General features: G+C 42.3%; 15 protein-coding genes and 1 pseudogene. 11 read left to right on the top strand and 5 right to left on the bottom strand.

Going from position 1 to position 17,944, the window contains the following annotated elements; genetic code table 11:
• Positions 1-70: 70 nt before the first annotated feature.
• Positions 71-247: a hypothetical protein gene (locus RMY00_RS01925; RefSeq protein WP_322645938.1), complete on the bottom strand. Its 177-nt coding sequence runs from the start codon at positions 245-247 to the stop codon at positions 71-73.
• Between the two features lie 2,325 nt (positions 248-2,572).
• Between RMY00_RS01925 and RMY00_RS01920 the strand changes: the two genes are divergently transcribed.
• From RMY00_RS01920 to RMY00_RS01900, 5 genes are all read left to right on the top strand, one after another.
• Positions 2,573-3,757 (top strand): HAMP domain-containing sensor histidine kinase, encoded by a 1,185-nt coding sequence (locus RMY00_RS01920; protein WP_322645937.1) that lies wholly within the window; start codon positions 2,573-2,575, stop codon positions 3,755-3,757.
• Positions 3,751-4,440, top strand: a complete 690-nt coding sequence (locus RMY00_RS01915) for a response regulator transcription factor (RefSeq protein WP_322645936.1) — start codon at positions 3,751-3,753, stop codon at positions 4,438-4,440. The genes RMY00_RS01920 and RMY00_RS01915 overlap by 7 nt, the downstream gene beginning before the upstream one ends.
• 366 nt (positions 4,441-4,806) lie before the next feature.
• Complete coding sequence (locus tag RMY00_RS01910) at positions 4,807-6,933, top strand: substrate-binding domain-containing protein (RefSeq protein ID WP_322645935.1); 2,127 nt, start codon at positions 4,807-4,809, stop codon at positions 6,931-6,933.
• Between the two features lie 14 nt (positions 6,934-6,947).
• Entirely contained in the window at positions 6,948-7,496 is a 549-nt protein-coding gene (locus tag RMY00_RS01905; protein WP_322645934.1) for an FHA domain-containing protein, read from the top strand.
• Positions 7,497-7,595: 99 nt separating this feature from the next.
• Positions 7,596-7,784, top strand: a complete 189-nt coding sequence (locus RMY00_RS01900; RefSeq protein ID WP_322645933.1) for a hypothetical protein — start codon at positions 7,596-7,598, stop codon at positions 7,782-7,784.
• Between the two features lie 145 nt (positions 7,785-7,929).
• On the opposite strand, the gene RMY00_RS01895 is transcribed toward RMY00_RS01900, so the two are convergent.
• Positions 7,930-8,124 (bottom strand): hypothetical protein, encoded by a 195-nt coding sequence (locus tag RMY00_RS01895; RefSeq protein ID WP_322645932.1) that lies wholly within the window; start codon positions 8,122-8,124, stop codon positions 7,930-7,932.
• A gap of 285 nt (positions 8,125-8,409) precedes the next feature.
• The gene (locus tag RMY00_RS01890) at positions 8,410-9,060 is read right to left on the bottom strand and encodes a hypothetical protein (RefSeq protein WP_322645931.1); all 651 of its coding nucleotides are present in this window, start codon (positions 9,058-9,060) and stop codon (positions 8,410-8,412) included.
• Positions 9,061-9,403: 343 nt separating this feature from the next.
• Between RMY00_RS01890 and RMY00_RS01885 the strand changes: the two genes are divergently transcribed.
• From RMY00_RS01885 to RMY00_RS01870, 4 genes are all read left to right on the top strand, one after another.
• Positions 9,404-9,820, top strand: a complete 417-nt coding sequence (locus RMY00_RS01885; protein WP_322645930.1) for a GPW/gp25 family protein — start codon at positions 9,404-9,406, stop codon at positions 9,818-9,820.
• A 2-nt stretch (positions 9,821-9,822) separates the two neighbouring features.
• Complete coding sequence (locus RMY00_RS01880; RefSeq protein ID WP_322645929.1) at positions 9,823-12,027, top strand: putative baseplate assembly protein; 2,205 nt, start codon at positions 9,823-9,825, stop codon at positions 12,025-12,027.
• A 51-nt stretch (positions 12,028-12,078) separates the two neighbouring features.
• On the top strand, positions 12,079-13,155 hold the full coding sequence (locus RMY00_RS01875; protein ID WP_322645928.1) for a phage tail protein: 1,077 nt from the start codon (positions 12,079-12,081) through the stop codon (positions 13,153-13,155).
• A gap of 172 nt (positions 13,156-13,327) precedes the next feature.
• Positions 13,328-14,524, top strand: a complete 1,197-nt coding sequence (locus RMY00_RS01870) for a DUF4159 domain-containing protein (RefSeq protein ID WP_322645927.1) — start codon at positions 13,328-13,330, stop codon at positions 14,522-14,524.
• Between the two features lie 190 nt (positions 14,525-14,714).
• On the opposite strand, the gene RMY00_RS01865 is transcribed toward RMY00_RS01870, so the two are convergent.
• Positions 14,715-15,245 carry an isochorismatase family cysteine hydrolase gene (locus tag RMY00_RS01865; RefSeq protein WP_322645926.1) on the bottom strand — a complete coding sequence of 177 codons (531 nt, stop codon included), beginning with the start codon at positions 15,243-15,245 and terminating at the stop codon, positions 14,715-14,717.
• Between the two features lie 441 nt (positions 15,246-15,686).
• Between RMY00_RS01865 and RMY00_RS01860 the strand changes: the two genes are divergently transcribed.
• Together RMY00_RS01860 and RMY00_RS01855 are read left to right on the top strand one after the other, a co-directional pair.
• Positions 15,687-16,754 (top strand): GHMP kinase, encoded by a 1,068-nt coding sequence (locus tag RMY00_RS01860; RefSeq protein WP_322645925.1) that lies wholly within the window; start codon positions 15,687-15,689, stop codon positions 16,752-16,754.
• A gap of 377 nt (positions 16,755-17,131) precedes the next feature.
• Positions 17,132-17,608 (top strand): hypothetical protein, encoded by a 477-nt coding sequence (locus RMY00_RS01855; RefSeq protein WP_322645924.1) that lies wholly within the window; start codon positions 17,132-17,134, stop codon positions 17,606-17,608.
• Here RMY00_RS01855 and RMY00_RS01850 read toward each other — a convergent pair.
• Positions 17,607-17,858: pseudogene (locus tag RMY00_RS01850) on the bottom strand (IS5/IS1182 family transposase); the annotation flags it as partial. The gene RMY00_RS01855 and the pseudogene RMY00_RS01850 sit on opposite strands and share 2 nt — an antisense overlap.
• Positions 17,859-17,944 lie beyond the last annotated feature (86 nt).

Genomic DNA, 17,944 nt, shown 5'->3' with positions numbered 1-17,944 from the left:
CACAGTTACTGCCTCCATTTCACAACACTTACAAAAAATAGCGATCACAGCTACATAAATAAAATTTTAGTTAAAACCAATATACTGACCGGATTAAAAGCCCATACAACGCGATGAAAATTTTCAGGCGTTGCATAGTTGCGGGATGATTTAGCAACTTCCAAAATTCTCCCCCTGCTTCCTCTGCATCCCCTGCCTCAAGAGCTTGCCTCAATTCATCCCACCGTTCTGCAACGCCAATTTTCATGGTGATTTATCAGGCTAACCAGAAACAACGCATCAGCGCCCTGGTTTTGGGGTAAATTCGGGCATTTAAAAAAGGGGGGTTAAATTGGGTATTGCAACGATTCCTAAAAAATTTCGCCATTTGGCGTGTAATGCTTACTATGACTACTTTTCAGTTATAGATTTGAGAAAATAACCTCCTACTTGACTGTTAGCAGTAGGAGGTTATTCTGTCATTTTGTGTATATACGAGTCTTTTAGAAGTTTAACTAACTACGCATTTTGGCGTGATACTGTCTCACGAATCGCGATCGCTAGATATACCCCTATTTTGCTCCTCATTGACCCACCTGACCCGGTGGACGGGAGTAGCTCACATTATCCAGGGCAAAGCGACCACCAGTATTGGAGAAGCGGATTGTAACAGACTTGACCGCCGGGCCATTGTAGTCGTAGCGTCCACCAACGAAAAAAGGATCTTTGGTCGTAGTGAGCTGGGCTTCCTGACGGAGCTTCTCTTTCCCTGGGCGGTTAAGATCGACAATTACCTACTGAGCGCTGAAAAGGACGCTTTGCGCTACTCCAAATCCGAACGTTGTCGTAGGCTTGTCAAACGTAAGGTGAAGTACGCCGGACGCATTGCCTTCGATGTTAGGTGGGTTAATATTGTTGGTGGCGCCTGGGCCGAAGTAAAGACCAGCTTTACAGTCTGAGCTAGGCGAATCGTTAACGGTAAAAGAATACGAAACATCGTGCAAATCCAAGCCCTCACAGTCAACGGGCGGCACAATGTTGTCGTAAGTCTCAGTGTACACGGGCGGGTCAGCCAGTACAGGGCTAGCAGCAATTCCCACCAAACAGAATCCGACCAGAGAGACCGACCAGCCGAGTGATCCAAACAATAGTTTCATGGTGTTTATCCCGCAATTATGAAAATAATAAAAGTGTTGTTACAATACCTTTGCCAATTTACGAGGGTGAGTTAATCTATAAACTCCGATTTCTCCGAGGCTGGGCAAAAACAATAAGTCCTAAAAATTCTTTCAAGGTTTCCCGCAAGCATTTTTTAATGTATTGCACGGAGTATCAAGGGTTTGAGCTTGCTAGCTACCTTATAAGCTAAACGCTTATGTATGAGTCATTTTGCCGTTTTTGCCAAAATTTTTGTAGGCTCTGATTTTGGCAAAGGTATTGTTGTTAACAAAGGTTTCTCCTGTATGACAGCCATTTAGTAAGAACTTGCGGCCTTTCAAGTTCTTATAAATATTTGCAATACAAAAACTCTCTCTCATCGAGAATTGAATATCAAATTCAACTTCTTGAAAGTCAATAGGAATTAAAAGCTTTTAATTCAATTTTCAATTTTCAAAAATGCATTTTGTAGAACATTACCATGTTTTAAATTGAAATTAATTTTTATAAGAAAAAATTTATAATTATACGGATGACCGCCGAGGGTAGAGTCGAGGGGAGTGAGGAGAATAGTACTAATAAAAGCCGAAACACTTATTCCACATAGCTTAGAGCTTTTCTTAGTGCCATTCCACTCTGGGTCGTTTTGTCATTTATTAGCCAAAATAGCAAAAATCATCTTAAAAGCTGCATATTCTGATTTAAGTTATCCCAATGAGTGATACAGAAGCGTAAGTTCGGCTTTGGCTTGAAGTCGTTAGTTATGCTTGCTCACAAACATCACTAATAACTATTTATTGTCAAAATTTTGTGATCAATATTCATCTGGATAAGTTTTTTTCATTTCCTGATTTTAAACCTACCCCCCAGGGTAAACGCATCTAAAGTCTAAGAATCCTTTAATAGCAAGGGTTACGGCGTTTTTAAATTTAGCTTATTTTTTCGTCAAGATCCTTATTCAGCAGGGGTTTTAGAAATCCCGTGCGTTCGCCCTATTTACTCTCCCACAAGGGATCTACCGTAGCTTCTTTTAGTGGGTGCAAAATTTTCAACAGAATTACGGAATTGAGATGACATCGCTTGAAGTCCTAATAGTCAATCACAATATAAACTGACTGCATTCACTGAATTTCTTACTTTACCAATTCCAAGTAAGAAATCTTGAAAACGTCCAAAGCTTTAAGGGAATAATGCGGTTTTGTTAAATCGGTTTTTAATTTTTAGTTAAAAGTTAGATTCTCAATAAAAACAGCTATATTGCTGCGTTCATATTATTAAATAGGTGATTTATACCCCTAATTTTTAGAACCTCACAAAATCCCACTGCTCACTATGGAAAGCCGATCGTCAACAACAAGGCTTTTCTACCTTACTTACTATCTAATTCACTCTTTGCAACACAACCAGAAGTAGAGCATATAATTTGGAGGAAAGTATGGATAGTCTCACAAATAATCCAAGCATAGGTCTTAAACTCTTAAAAAATCTAAGTCCTCAGTCCGAAAAGGGCACTCCCCAGTATTACACCCAGAAACTAAAGCATTTCTTGCAGCTACAGATCGAGCAACTAGCAGCTCAACCGCAGATTCAATGGACGAGAGTGGTTTATCAAGATCCACAGATGTCCGATCGCCAACAAGTTATTGAAACCTCTCAAATGCCTTTTTCTTTTGCGAAAGAGACTCTAGCTTACTTACAGAATGAAGGTTGGTTAGCTAATGTTTCATCTGCTCTAGCGTTAAAGCCGATTGATGCAGAGACAATAGAAAAAGGCTTCTATTATTGTCATTTTGGTGAATCAAGTCAGCCTAATCAATACTTATTATTATTTGCTAAGGGGCCTTTGTCTCATACTCAACGGCAATTCATTAAGCGAACTGCTGCTAGTATCGGTGAATATTTAGACGAACATCAACAAAACTGGCAACACCGCCAGAAGATTCAAATTTTAGAGCATCTTGTTCAACGAGTGGGGCATCAGTTACGTCATCCTTTGGGTTTAATTAGTCTCTATGCCCATAATCTTACTCATCTTTTGGCTCCGAGTAAAGAGCAAGAACAAGCTTCAGTTATTTGCAAGACTGCTCACAGCTTAAATCAAACTCTCACTGAAATTGTGCAGTGTGCAAGTAGTAAAAAGTTGCAGATTGTACCGCAAGATATTCGTAACCTCGTCCATAAAACACTAGAAGAATTTCAAGGCTGGATTTCGGAGAAAGATATTCAGGTTTGTTGCAGCGATCGCACACTTATTTTAAAACTCGATCCACTCCAAATCAAACAGGCTATCAGCAATTTATTGAGTAACGCCATTCATTTTAGTCCCCAAGGGGCAAAAATTTTCATTGATTGGCAAGAGCAACAGGGCGATGTTTTACTGACCTTGAGAGATGAAGGCCCAGGTCTATCCACCGAGGATTTACAGAAGTTGTTTAAGCCTTTCTATACCCGCCGCTCGGAGGGAACAGGTTTAGGGTTAGCTATTGCCCAAAAAGTTGTACTCGACCACGGAGGGAAATTATGGGCAAGAAATGCTCCCAAAAAAGGTGCAGAATTTTCGATAAGCCTACCTCGATTGATTCCATGCATTAACTTATCAGAGGACAATACCGCATGTTAACCCAAGTAGAACAAACCAAAACCCTATCGACGCTTTTAGTTGATGATGATGATCAATTTCGGGCTGGAATCAGAACCTTCCTAAGCCTCTCCCAGATTCAGGATCGAGGCATTAAGGTGGTTGGGGAAGCGAATCGTCCGGCTCTGGCTTTATCCCTTGCCGAGCAGCATACTCCCGACCTGATTCTAATTGACATGGAATTAATTGAGGGAAATGGCCTCTCTCTATTACAGCAGCTCCAAGATAACAATACATCGAGTAAAACCTTGGTTCTATCAGGTCATCAAGAAGACTACTGGATTTATCAGGCTATGCAGGCGGGGGCGGATGGCTATGTATTTAAGGGTCAGGTTTCACAGCAGTTGCTAGATGCGATCGCTACTATTATGCAGAACCAAATTTATTTACCACCTGAAGTTGCCACTGGGTTCTTTAGAAAATTCCAAAAAGCCCAAGCCTCGTTACCTTCACAGATTGGTCAGCCTTGCACTCTGTCCGAGAGAGAAAGCGATGTTTTATATTGGCTCGTTCAAGGAGCCTCAAACGATGAAGTTGCGAAGCAACTCTACATTTCAGTGTCTACTGTTAAAACTCATATCACTAATATTTTTCTGAAGCTACAGGTAACAAGCCGGACACAAGCTATTGTAGCAGCCATCAAGATGAATCTGGTTCAGTCGTAATTGGGTTCAATCATTTTGGTTGAGAGCATCCCAATGCAAGCCAAAAGGTACAGGACTGACACAAAAACCCTGTACAAACTTCTTTCCTTGGCGCTCTTGGCGTCCTTGATGAACCAGCGCTGTAGGCGGGTTTCCAACGCCAGATGCTCCACTTGGGGAGACCCCAAGACCGCACTGGCTCCTCCGTAGGCGACTGGTGTTAGCGTAGCGTTAGCGACGTTCGCGTAGCGTCTCGCAGAGAAGGAGCGTCACCCGAAGGGCGGTTCGTTATTTGATTATTGTTCTAAGCCAAAATCCCATATAAAAATAAACTTGCATATTTGGAATGCTCCCTTTTGGTTTAGCCCTAACTATCGAGAAGATTCTATGCCTATTGTTGATTCTAATGCACTAGCTAAATTCTACCGATGTACCCAAAATGCACCTCTGGGCTGTCAAAAGCCAATAGAAACTGCTGAAAAAATACCGGGTGCTAAGTTTTGTCTGGAATGCGGATTCCCCACTACATTACCAATTCAAACTGAACTCCGGGGCAGCTTAGGCACCTATCGCATTTCTGAAATACTTAGGTCTCAGGGAATGGGACGGCTTTACAGAGGAACTCAGATCAGCAATGGTCAATCCGTTGTGGTGAAAGAGTATTTACTGCCTAAGCAATATTTTAATGCTGTGGAAGCACAACAGCGCAGAACAGCCTTGAGTCAAGTGGCAAAGGGCAATTTGACCACCCCGAAGGGTCGGGAGTTTCGGCTGGTCAGCCCATCAGAAATTATTGCAGATCCATTGAGCGATCGCGTCTATCTGATTTTTTCAGGCGAAATCGCGGCACTTCCTACCCTGAAGCAAACTTTGACAGAGACAGGAGCCTTTTCTGCATCGCAAGTGCGACAAGTTTTAAATCAAATGCTCCAGTCGCTACATTTCCTCCATAGTCAGCCATCAAGTTTTGCATCTGTTGCCATAGGAACTGCCCACGGCAACTTAGGGCTTGACAGCCTGCTCATAAGTGATAGCGGCTACGTCTATGTCTGCGATCTGGCATCCTGGGAGCAGCTTTTTATCCCTGCGCCGCGCCAAATGCTGTTACCGGAACAAGACTTAATCGATCTTGGATCGGTCGCCTTTGCTCTCTGGACGGCTCAAGAGATTCACTCTGGGTTTAACGCACCGCTAAATCCACGCGAGGCTCAACATTGGCCCCAGAACGATCCACCCCTGAGAGATTTTCTGCATCGTTTACTAGGGTTAGACACCCCGTTTAACTCTGCGGCAGAGGCGCGTCAGGCTTTGATTAAACTGCCTCAACCTGAAACGGCTGATGGCTTTCATGGAAATTTTAGCCCAGAGTCTCCAGCGAAACCGAATCGAAAGTATTGGCTTTTGAGTTTACTTGCTTTGCCTCTATTGGGAGGACTATTGTGGTTGCTATTGCCCCGATCTATATCAAATTCTAATGCAGAGATGGCTAACTTTAAGCAGCTTTTGCCATCGTTTGCAGATGTTAATGGTATTCAGCCAGGACAGTATCCGTATACGGGAGAAGCACTGGGAACTTGGACAATAGTTTTAGACAAGAAACCCGCGAGCGATCGCAAACTGAGAGTATTCCTAACTCAGCCCAAGTTGGATATAGCAGCTATTTTTAACTACCGAACTTATGCCCCTCAACGGTCTCCACTCAATGAAGTTCTCGAAGCGAACACCAAGGCAAATTTTGCGATCGCTAGTTTATCAACCCAACTACCCGAAGGGTTAATTCAGGAAACGATCGCCTACGATGGTCTTTTAGTTTATGTACCTGCCTATAAAAGTCAAAATCTACCAAGTGCATTGCAAGGTAAGATCAGTCTTGCCCAATTGCAGCAAATTTTTACAGGGCAACTTACTAACTGGAAACAGCTAGGTTCAGATTTTCCTGATCTGCCGATCAAACCCTATCGACCGATGGAACCTGAAGCATTACGCTTGTTCCAACAAAAAGTTTTAGGCAACGATCCGAGTCTGATTGCCCAATTTAGCAAGATTGAGCAACGTTCAACCTTTAATACCTTGCGTTCCATCGCAGTTGGAGAAAAGCAGGCGCAAAAAACTGAGGCTGGCTCAATTAGTTTCGGACTATTGACCCAAACCTGGGATCAATGCAAAATTTACCCCCTAGCTATTGCCCAAAAAAATCTAGACCCAGTACAGCCTCTGCTAAAAGAGACTAGCAACGGCGTAATGCAACCTATTTCTCCATCAGACAATCTCTGTCTGGAGAAAAAGCCCTTACTTAATATATCGGCTTTTCATACAGCTACCTATCCACTCAGCACGCCGTTGATTATTGCATATCCTAGAGATAATAATTTGCCTGGGAATGTATCAGGGCCGCTCTTTGCTAATTTTCTCAAAACTCAAGATGGGCAGTATCTCCTTCAGCAAGCAGGTCTTGTGCCGCTACAAACTCCACCCAAAAACTACACTTTATCGTCATCTATTCTGAATCGTTAAGGAGTGCAATTACTATGGCAATCCAAACTCATCGTTGTCCAGAGCCAAGCTGCTCTTTCTTTAATCAGGTATTACCGCACAACGCTAAAATCTGTCCAATGTGCGGTACTTCATTAGCACAGGCAGTACAACCACCCCCTGCTATGGTAGCCTCGACAGCCCGCTATACTCAAACCTCGACCCCCTCGCCCCAGCTATCATCAACAATCAATAATCAGGAACGTCCTCAGTTAAAGTTGCTTCATCCCAGCAAACAAAGTTTTCTATTGCTTAGGGAATCTGGCGTGATTGGTCGTCAAAATCTCTCTAACGGAATGCGACCTGAAATCGATTTAACAGGACTGCCCCATGCAGGTATCATCTCTCGTACCCATGCTCATCTCTACTGGGATATTGCTCGACAAACTTACATGATTGTTGATGATAGCCGAAACGGTAGCTACCTCAATGATAAATTATTATCTCGTGGAGCACCTCATCCATTGAGTCATGGAGATAAATTACAGCTAGGTCAGGATGGGTTGATTTGCTTGCAAGTTGAGTTGAATCATACTTCAAATTAAATGGCAATGCATGAAACTCATCCTTGTTTAGTTAGCGCGTGAATCTAGAGTTAGAATATTAGTCTTATAACTTTCTTCTTAGATAAAACAGAAGCCAGGGTGCTTGAAATATTATTAAACACTCAAGAACAGAGCGATCGCTCTGTTCTTTGCAATAATTTCGTAATTCAAAAAGCCATTAGCAAAACTAGTGCTAAAACTAACGGCATTGAGAGATTTAACTGTACTTTACGTCCAATAGTTTCACGTTTGATTAAAGAAACTTTGTCATCCTCCAAAAAATTATAAAGTTATATTATTGTAGCTATCTGGTATTTCATCCATCGCTATAATCAATTGCTACAGCTTTAGGGCTATCTATCATTACCTATTTAGGGCTAATAGACAGTTTTGATTGTCCTAATTTTGTCTCAATCAAATAACATACTCTTTATTAAAGTTTGGTGTTTCGTTCTTGACTATCGGTTGTTGTTTGCTGGCTAGTTGTTGTACTTTTATTAAATGGTTTATCAACCGTTTCTCTGATTTTAGATTCAGCAATATCGGTTATCTTGTATTTTATTTGATCCGATAGCCTATCGATAAATCCGCCGAAAATTCTACCAAAAAAGTATCCAATTGATTCCATGATTTTCACCTCATAGTTGAAACGATATTAAAGAGTGGTTTAAATTTAGCTGTGCCCCACCACTACAAACTCAGGCGCTCCCACTACTATCAGAGCGACGATCTCACACCATTTCACGAAAAATCTGATACAGATGCAAACCTTGAAAGTATTGCTGTATCTAATTTTTTGAATTGCGTTAGCGTAGCCCATTGCGTTAGCGAGGAACGAGCGTCATTGCGAATTGTGAATTGGTATCACTGCTTGTCGCACCCTTGTATAAAGATGCTGATGCCATGCTCACGACTATTCTGATTCTGAGCCTGAATAGTTCATATATGTTTCTTTAACAAATGCTTTTGCCTCTTTCAAGGATCGAAATACTGTATCGGCATCGATCCCAGCATGGGGACTACTATGAACCATAGCTTTTCCCGAAGCAAATTCCGAGATATAGCAGTCCCTATAAGATAGCCGATCACCTTTCTCAAGATCCATTTCCGGTGTACCCCGTTTATCGAACAAAGGGTCGTATTCAATCCCCTGAATGTCGCACCAAAAATGTTCTTCAAAATACCACATTTCTTTGCCTGCGGTATTGGATTGTCGGGCGTCTCCTTTTATCCTTCCTTTGTCTACCAACATTGCTTTCTGCAATTCTTTTAGCGTGGCTTGAATGCCCTTGCTTTTTGCTAAATTAATTGTGTCCATCGCCAACTTTCTACAATCACTACCTTGACCGTATTGAAAGTTCATATTCCTTACCTCCTCCTTTACTAATTCTAATTGCAATTCTGGAGCATGTAGAGATTCGGGAAGAGAGATGCTACTCTGACTACTTCCAGGTCTGCTCTGAATATGTCCGTTTGATCCTAACCTTTGAAGTTCAATTCCTTGTGAGCTTTCTTCTCTTCTATTGCTATTTTTCTGTCTGGAAATATACTTACCACTGTCCATAATATCCTCGATGTATTAGTGATTGAATTTTCTGTTTCTATGTGCAAATACCTTTCTAAGCTAGACTAAATTTCAAATTTATGTTGAATTATTTGACAAATTATGCCTCGTCTATCTACACTATATTATCGATTTTTATTGTTAAGGTCTATCAGACAAAGGTATGAAGACGGAATAGAAATTTTTGCCGAAAAAACTCTGTATTTCAGAAACTATCTGACTGTGATTGTCTATTTATATTGTACTTTTAGCCCTTTTCTGAGCATATAGACCTTCGGCTGATATAATTTCTGCGATCGCCAGATATCCTAAACTTTATAAGCGAAGTTTAGAGACAATGAGGATGGCAAACTTAATAAACGAGCAGCCACAAAAGTATTTGGGTACAGGCTTATCTTTCCCATTGCAGACCAATGTGCAGGGAGGAATCAAGCTAAGTTCTGAAGCTCAGAAGGTTAAAGAATCTATTTGGTTAATTTTGCGTACCGATTTAGGCGAACGTTTATACCGTCCTGATTTTGGCTGTCGCCTATCAGAACTAGCTTTTGCTCCCTTAAATAAAGATACTTTATTAAGAATTCGGATCTACGTATTGGAAGCATTACAAAAATGGGAGCCTCGAATTGACGTTGATGAAGTTCGCGCAGATCCTGATGCGATCGTAGGGCGTGTCAATATTATCATTGACTATCGCCTCAAATCTCATCCCGACCCCTATAGTTTTGTCTACCCGTTCTATTTAGCTTCAGAGGTGGAGTAATCGTGAATTTTGACTTTTTACCTCGGCTTCCCAGTTCTCGTCTGGACGATCGCAACTTTGACGATTTAGTAGAAGAATGCCTATTGCGTATTCCTCGCTATTGTCCAGAGTGGACAGATCACAATCTCAGCGATCCTGGTATTACTTTAGTCGAGCTATTTGCTTGGCTCACCGACCAGATGCTGATGCGATTCAATCAGGTTCCTCGTAAAAACTATATAGCCTTTCTAGAACTATTAGGAATCCGTCTACAGCCACCAACCCCAGCTCAAGTTAGGCTGACTTTCTACCTCAGCACTCATTTACTAGAAAACTACACCATTCCACGCGGAACAGAAGTTGCAACAGAGCGCACTGAAACTCAAGAAGCTATTATTTTTACCACCGATCGAGACCTGTTAATCGCTCAACCTACTTTAAAACATATATTGTCTGCACCAGAGGCGGGTAATACTCCTCAATCGCTCCATGACCACACTGGAGAATGGCATCATGAAAATGACAGTCTTGCAGTGACTCACGAATTCCACCTATTTCCACAAAAGCCGCAGTCTGGTAATAGCTTTTATCTAGTGATTGAGCCTGATACCCCCTTAGAAGGAAATGTTTTGGCGATCGCCTTCACAGGAGCGCAAGGTACACCTACGGGTATCGATCCGAACCATCCTCCCCGCAGTTGGGAAGCCTGGGACGGCGAGTCATGGATAAAGGTACTCTTGCAGGAAGCAGACGACACCACCAATGGCTTTAGCTTTAATGAGAACACGGGAGATGGCTCACAGCAGAGCGGTGATGTGATTCTACATCTGCCCGAACGCTGGCCTACATCTAGTTTTGATGGCTACCGAGGTCGTTGGATTCGCTGCACCCTCATCGAACCTGGCCCTCGTCAGCCGGGATATTCAAATTCTCCTCGAATTAAAACAATTGAGATGCGTGCTATTGGCGGATCAGTGCAAGCTAGCCAATGCGTTCTGATCCAGGAGGAAATATTAGGTATCAGCGACGGGAAGCCGGGGCAGAGCTTTGAAGTAGAGACTGCGCCTATTCTGGAGCGCCGGGGAGAAGAGCAACTGCTTGTTCTTCCTCTTGGGAAGCCCCCTGAAATTTGGCAGGAGGTTGAAGACTTTGCTGAATCAAAACCCCACGATCGGCATTATGTCGTTGATGTATTGGCAGGCACTATTCAGTTTGGGCCATTGATTCGTGAACCTCAAACGCTTAAGAAGCAAACGCAAACTCGTGCCTATTTACAACAAATGCTGCCAGCAGATCGATCGCCTAGTCGAGACCTTCAGCCTCAAATGATTGAGCAACAGTATGGGGCAATTCCTCCCCGTGGTGCTGAAATTATGTTTACCTATCGTACCGGGGGCGGTAAACAGGGAAACGTACAGGCAAATACGCTGAATTTTATGAAGACGGCAATTCCTTATGTAGACCGCGTGACCAATTATCATCCTGCCGTCAACGGTGCTAATGCCGAGTCTCTAGAGCGGGCCGTCTTGAGAGCGCCTCAAATGCTGCGATCGCACGATCGAGCTGTTACTGCTTCAGATTTTGAAGCCTTAACTCTCAAAGGTAGCGGTGGTGCGATCGCTCGCGCATTGTGCTTACCGATGTCTGCCAGCCAAACTGCCGGGAGCGTCAGCGTGTGCGTTGTGCCTCAAGCCAATACCGATCTGATTGACTTAGGACACGGGATTGCTCCAGAAAACTTCAATTTAAATTCGGCTCTGTGCGATCGGGTTCTGCACTATCTAGATGAAAGACGTTTGCTAGGCATTCAGTTGCAGCTACAGCAGCCCAACTATGTTGGCGTATCGGTTCAAGCCGAAGTTACCCTAGAGCCTGCCTATAATAACCCAAGCGCTCAAGCCGAGATTATCCAGAAACTCAAAGTTGCGCTCTATCGCTACCTCAATCCTTTAACTGGCGGCGTAGAGATGACAGGCTGGCCCTTTGGTCGCCCCCTTTATCCGTCAGACATAATGGCTCTCCTTCAGCAAACACCAGGGATTCAATATTTGGGCGCTATCCTGCTGTTTCCTATTCAAAAAAATGGGGAATCTTGGCAGAGGCAAACAATGCCTGTAAACTACATAGATCCCGGCTCCTTGGGTTTACTCTGCTCTTGGGCAGATCCGCAGGCACGCACAGGACATAGTGTCAATATTCTCACAGACAAATCTGCGATGAGGATTTAGGGTATGGTGCCAGTACTTACCTCCAAATCAGCCAGTCTTCATATCTCTCCTATGCAGATTTCTGCGACCACCTCCCAAGGAGGCAGTCTGATGCTGGGAACTGAAGCCATCGAAGGTTCGCAACAGCAATCTGAAATTGTCGTTTACCCAGGAGAACTCTGTCGGGTTGCCCTTGAGATTAAAAACTGGGAGTCTCAACCTCAACAACTCAACTTAAAGCTAGATGGGACGTTCCCTTTGGAATGGTGTCAGGTACAGATAGATGCTTCCACCGCCCCTGAATTTGGGACAGTCAAACAGAACTCAGTAGCGCAACTCTCAGGCACTGTAATGGAGGCTGCTATCAACCTCGTAACGCTAGAAGTAGCTGCCAAGAAAAGCAGACATGCTGACTTATGGTTTTTGATTCCTAACGATTTTTTTGAGGGTGAAGATGTCCTTCAGGGAAGCAAGGGAAACCAACTCAACTTTCGAGGTTGTCTGTCGATTTATGCTAGTCAAAGCCTGAGTCAAGGGTCAAGTCCACATCCGATTCAAGAATCCAATTTTGAGCTAAATGTTCGACCACGGAGCAACTATACTGCTTTTTTGCCGATAGTTTATCAAGAAGTTGACTACATTCATCGCTTCATCAAAATCTTTGAGCAAGCGTTCGAGCCGGTAGTCAATAGCTTCAGTTCAATGTGGGCGCATCTAGACCCGTTAACTGCACCTCAGACGCTCTTGCCGTTTCTAGCTCACTGGGTAGACTGGCCAATTGATGCACAGCTAGATTTAAACCATCAAAGGCGGCTGATTCGACGCGCTGTAGAAATTTATCGCTGTCGAGGAACCCGTAAGGGACTTCGATTTTATTTACATTTATATACTGGTTTACCACTCGACGAACAAATTGACCGGGAAGAAGATAAATCAATCTGCATTACCGAACCCTTTGGTCAAGGATGTGTATTTGGACTAGCCTACGTGGGAGAAGATGCGGTTATAGGCGGTGGCAAGCCTTATCACTTTGATGTCCGCTTGCGGGCCCAGCCAAACAGCCCAATTGATGAGCAGCTGGTTCGGCGAATAATCGAGCAAGAGAAACCTGCATTTTGCTCCTACAGCTTGCGGATAGAAACAGACTAGTACCGCAAGGCGGAAGTCAAAAGTCAAAAGTCAAAAGTCAAAAGTATTATGGAATCAGCTTTTTAGGGATCTTAAATAGTTACTCTATTTCCGCCGCGTGGCGTACTAGATAAAAACAGACCATTACTGAGCATTCATCTGAAACTTATTCAATCGAATTGGAGAAATTTTTGTGGGTCATCCTTTTCCAAACCCTACTATTGCCCCCATGCAGCGCCAACAAGTCAGAGATGGTTTGCTGCTAACTGCCGAGCGTTGGCAACGCGCCCATGACTATCAGCGCAAACGCCAAAATCTTCACTATCAGTCAATCAATCAGCCAGGGATTGTTTGCGGGTTAGGAGTACGGGTCATTCCAGCCCCAGAAGAAGTTGCTGCTCAATATCGAGACAATCGCTGGGTGCAAATTCAGCCGGGAATTGCCATCGATTTAGAAGGGAATCCGATTGTTGTGCCTCATCAAATCAATTTTCGGATCGCAACTGAGTTAAAGGAATCGGAACCTGTCACTGTTTATTTGGTTGCTCAGTATCGAGATCCCGATCGCCTGGGGGGAAGCCCCGATCAGGAAGTTGTACAGGAAACCTTCAGAATTGACGAGAGAAGCCGTCCCCCTGAACGTTCAGATGTGGAGCTTTGTCGGATTTTGCTGCGGCGATCGCAGCAGGAAATGATTCGCACACCTGCCGATATCTTTTTTCCGGGATACGGCGATTTAGATTTACGTTATCGCCGTCAAGCCCAGGCAAGGCCCCAAGGTTTGGTTCAAATTGCTGAAATTAACTCTGACGATCCAGACTGTAGCCGAAATTTTTTCAATCTCACCTACTTACTGCGTGCTGTTGAAGATATCTATCCATCCTTAAAAGGTGCAGAAACTGTTGATCGAGTCACTTGGGATGAAGATATCCACCCCTACGATCTGCTATATCTGACTGGGCATCAGGGTTTATCGCTAAATAACCATCAATTCTCGAAACTTGAAAGCTACCTGAAGTCGGGGGGTACTTTGCTGGTTGATGCTTCGGTTGAAAGTACAGAACTGATTCAATCAGTCCAAGCACTAGCTCAACATTTGCAAACACCACTAAAGTCTTTACAAGAAGCCCGTCGTGACCATCCCTTGCGGATAAAGCCGTTTCTATTTTCTGCGTTGCCAATAATAGATCAAACTAGAATTCAACTTTTATCTGGCGGGGGAATTATTCTGGCGATCGGCAATCTGGGCGGATTATGGGGTTTAGATGAAGAATTGCAGCGATCGCGAACTGACATAAGAACCGCTCAAGAGTTAGGAATAAATATCCTACATTTTGCTTGGAAACGCAAACAAACGATAGATTTACAGTCTGATATCATGTCCGGCTGATTAGTCATAATTTTCGCATCTGTGCAAAAACCTGAAAACCCTTTCTCCCCCTACTCCCTGCCCCCCGCCCCCTTGCAATCTTAATAATAGGTCTTTAACCGGACACAATATGAAGGGGGCGCTGTTGTATAATTCCCATCCTCCCCGCCGTAAACAGTCGGGGATTTCTAAGACTCACTTAGGTTTCTGTTTATTTTGATGATATCTTCTCAAGAATCTCATCAGTCATTATAATTTGGTTTTTTCCTATGTTACGTTTCAGCAAAAAAATACCCGCATCATGTGCTTGCTGACCACCATCACTAAAGCAAGCATCCTCAATAATGACTGGTTCAATACCACGCTCAAAAGAGTCAATTGCTGTCTTCAAAATACAGCTATCAGTTTCAACTCCACAAAGATATATTTTATTGATTTTATTAAGAAAAATGAAAGTCGAAAATTTTTCCGTAAATGCTGAGTAATAATATTTTTGATAAACATTATTTATATATGGCTGAAGTTCATCAATAATGCTCGTTTCTGGTTCATGTATCAACCTTGACCATTGAATTAGTTTGACATAATTACTGTCAGCAGTATTGATAAATTTTGTGAATTCAACGACTTTCCCAGCCATTAAAAATCGTTCAATTAGCTTAATCACATTAGGAATAATATGTCTGCATTTTTCAGACATAAAACCATTTTGCATATCTATTATAAGAAGGATTTCGTTCATTTGTGCCAGAATTTATTTAGATTAAGAGTTATCACATTAATAGGACTTACGCAAACTCTACAATTCTTGGCGTTCTTGGCGTCTTGGCGGTTCGATAAATTAAGCTTTTTAGCACTTTTTGCGTAAGTCCTAATTAAATAAAAAAACATTATAAAAAATGAAATCTGCGACTTTGAACAGATGCCCTGGCGGACAACAGGATATACTTGCTGATGATAGGGTGCTGATGAGTTAAGAAATTTATCCATTGAGGCAGGCAGGGGGAGCAGGCGGGAGAAAAAAGCTTATCTGAACCGTGTTGAGTCTGGGAACAGCAACAATAGATTCTCCTAAGATTGACGAAAGTGCTGCTGATCTGGACTATCGAAGTGATGAATGGCGTGTTGTTAATTCAAGTTAATAAGGATAGTATATACCTCGATTAACAACAGGAAACTTCAAATGAGAATTTTTGTTCCAGGCCGTCTTTGCTTGTTCGGAGAACATAGCGATTGGGCAGGAGAATATCGTAGTATTAATCCTCTGATCGAAAAGGGCTACACCTTAATTGTTGGTACTAATCAAGGAATTTATGCTGATGTTTTGCCTAATTCTACCGAGTTAATTATTCGTGCTTCTCTCAATGATGGCAGAGGTTATGGCCCACTGAGATTACCTATGGAATCTAATACCCTGAAATGCATAGCAGTAAAGGGTGGTTTTTTTAGTTATGCTGCTGGTACAGCTTATCAATTTCTTACTCACTATGGTGTCGGTGGGCTTGAGGTTGATAATTATCTAACCGACTTACCCATTCAAAAAGGATTATCTTCGAGTGCTGCCTTTTGTGTTCTGATTGCGAGGGCTTTTAATCGTTTGTATGACTTGAAATTGACAATTCGTGAAGAAATGGAGTTTGCTTACCTGGGAGAAAGAATTACTCCTAGTCTTTGCGGTCGTATGGATCAGGCTTGTGCTTATGGAAATCGCCCAATATTGATGATATTTGATGGTGAAAAAATCGACCTGCTTGAACTAAAAGTTAGTGAAGATTTGTTTTTTGTGATTGTCGATCTCGGCGGTAGCAAAAACACACAAGAAATACTAAAAGCATTGAATCAATGTTATCCTTTCGCTACTAATGAAATTCAGCAAAATGTCCAAAAATATTTTGGTTCTATTAGCTCTGAAATTACCCAGGCAGCAGTTGAAGCAATACAAAGAGGAGATGCCCAGCTTATTGGAGCTTTCATGACGAAAGCCCAAGCTGAATTTGATCGGTACGTAGTTCCGGCTTGTCCCAATCAATTAACTGCGAAAAGGCTGCATTTACTTCTCCATCACGAGCCACTTCAGCCTTATATCTTCGGAGGAAAAGGTGTGGGTTCTCAAGGCGATGGCACTGCACAACTGATCGTTAAAAATCAAGAGAGTCAAAGAAAAGCTATCGAGATTATTAAACGCGATTTTCCTCAAATGCAAGCGTTACAGTTAACGATTTCAAGACTACCAACTCCTAGATTGACTTAGCTGAGGAGAAAAAGCAGTATTAGGATGTTTGTCAAGCTTTTGAGAAGTAATTTGCATCAACTTGCTCCCGGTTAGCCAAGCACCTGCTGCGGAAAGTGTGGATACTAACCCATTCAATGCCCAGCCGCGCACAAGATTTCTAAGAAATTTATCAGCGCTGATAAATGATAAATCCGTCTCAAGTTATAGATGCATTCTGTGCTGTGATAGAGGATTTTCTGCTTCTACTTCAGTATTATTATTAGATAAAGGAATTGTTAGAGAAATCATAATTTTTATGCTCTCTACCTAATTTTTAGCGTATCTTGCTTAGAGATAAAAATTTTTTAAGGTCATGTTGGTAGTAGATAAGTAGTTTTATAATCACGATAGCAAACATGAATAACACAAACGAAGTTAGTAATAATAAAAATAATCTGAGTCGGCAGGAGCTAGAGAATGAAACTGATATGTCTTCATCATCTAATAAACTGATACAGACAAATAAAACAATTAATATAGATGGTCAACGCCCAGTCGATCCAAGTAATTTTGAAATAAAAGAAACACTTAATATAGATGGTCAGCGCCCAATTGGGAAGAATGAAACTGATTATGATAAAACAATTAATATAGATGGGCAACGCCCGATTACTAAGAGCGATTTTCAAGAACAAGAGATGCTAAATGTAGACGGTAAGCGTCCAATTGACCCTAGTGATTTAAATGTTGAGGAGATTCTTGATATAGACGGTCAACGTCCAATCACTAAGAGTAATTTGCAAGTTCAGGATACTCTAGAAATAGATGGTAGCCGCCCAATAGCTTCAGATCACACTACTGAAGAGCAAATACTAACAGATTATGTAGATTAAGATGTTCTACTGTCTCTCTGTCACTTATCCCTAGCTTCTCTTTGATTATTAACGCGCCTAATGCCATCCGAAACGATTTTGCTGGTGCTCCCATTTCACCAGAAAAAAAGGAAGAATATTCCTCTTCAAATTCTGTCCAAGGTATTAAACTCGCCATGAGTACCCAACGATTATCTAATGATAACTTTCCTTCAAATGGCAGTTCAAAGTTTGACGCTGGAATTAGAGTTGATTCTTCTTGACGGTACATAGTGATTTCTAATACACAATGTTGTGCCTGACCACTGTGATGCAAGGATTTTGGGCTATTTTACCTTCTTCTCTTGTACCTGAATA

The sequence above is a fragment of the Nostoc sp. ChiVER01 genome (assembly GCF_034531155.1).
Classification (GTDB): domain Bacteria; phylum Cyanobacteriota; class Cyanobacteriia; order Cyanobacteriales; family Nostocaceae; genus Nostoc.
The sequence above is the reverse complement of the archived record's forward strand: the minus strand, read 5'-3'. Positions and strand labels throughout refer to the sequence as shown.

Bases quoted from the DNA above. Each gene is read 5' to 3' on its own strand.
- RMY00_RS01855 (WP_322645924.1), top strand. From the start codon at position 17,132: ATGAATAACACAAACGAAGTTAGTAATAATAAAAATAATCTGAGTCGG.
- RMY00_RS01875 (WP_322645928.1), top strand. From the start codon at position 12,079: ATGCAGATTTCTGCGACCACCTCCCAAGGAGGCAGTCTGATGCTGGGA.
- RMY00_RS01860 (WP_322645925.1), top strand. From the start codon at position 15,687: ATGAGAATTTTTGTTCCAGGCCGTCTTTGCTTGTTCGGAGAACATAGC.
- RMY00_RS01915 (WP_322645936.1), top strand. From the start codon at position 3,751: ATGTTAACCCAAGTAGAACAAACCAAAACCCTATCGACGCTTTTAGTT.
- RMY00_RS01905 (WP_322645934.1), top strand. From the start codon at position 6,948: ATGGCAATCCAAACTCATCGTTGTCCAGAGCCAAGCTGCTCTTTCTTT.
- RMY00_RS01920 (WP_322645937.1), top strand. From the start codon at position 2,573: ATGGATAGTCTCACAAATAATCCAAGCATAGGTCTTAAACTCTTAAAA.
- RMY00_RS01910 (WP_322645935.1), top strand. From the start codon at position 4,807: ATGCCTATTGTTGATTCTAATGCACTAGCTAAATTCTACCGATGTACC.
- RMY00_RS01865 (WP_322645926.1), bottom strand. From the start codon at position 15,245: ATGAACGAAATCCTTCTTATAATAGATATGCAAAATGGTTTTATGTCT.
- RMY00_RS01895 (WP_322645932.1), bottom strand. From the start codon at position 8,124: ATGGAATCAATTGGATACTTTTTTGGTAGAATTTTCGGCGGATTTATC.
- RMY00_RS01890 (WP_322645931.1), bottom strand. From the start codon at position 9,060: ATGGACAGTGGTAAGTATATTTCCAGACAGAAAAATAGCAATAGAAGA.
- RMY00_RS01925 (WP_322645938.1), bottom strand. From the start codon at position 247: ATGAAAATTGGCGTTGCAGAACGGTGGGATGAATTGAGGCAAGCTCTT.
- RMY00_RS01885 (WP_322645930.1), top strand. From the start codon at position 9,404: ATGGCAAACTTAATAAACGAGCAGCCACAAAAGTATTTGGGTACAGGC.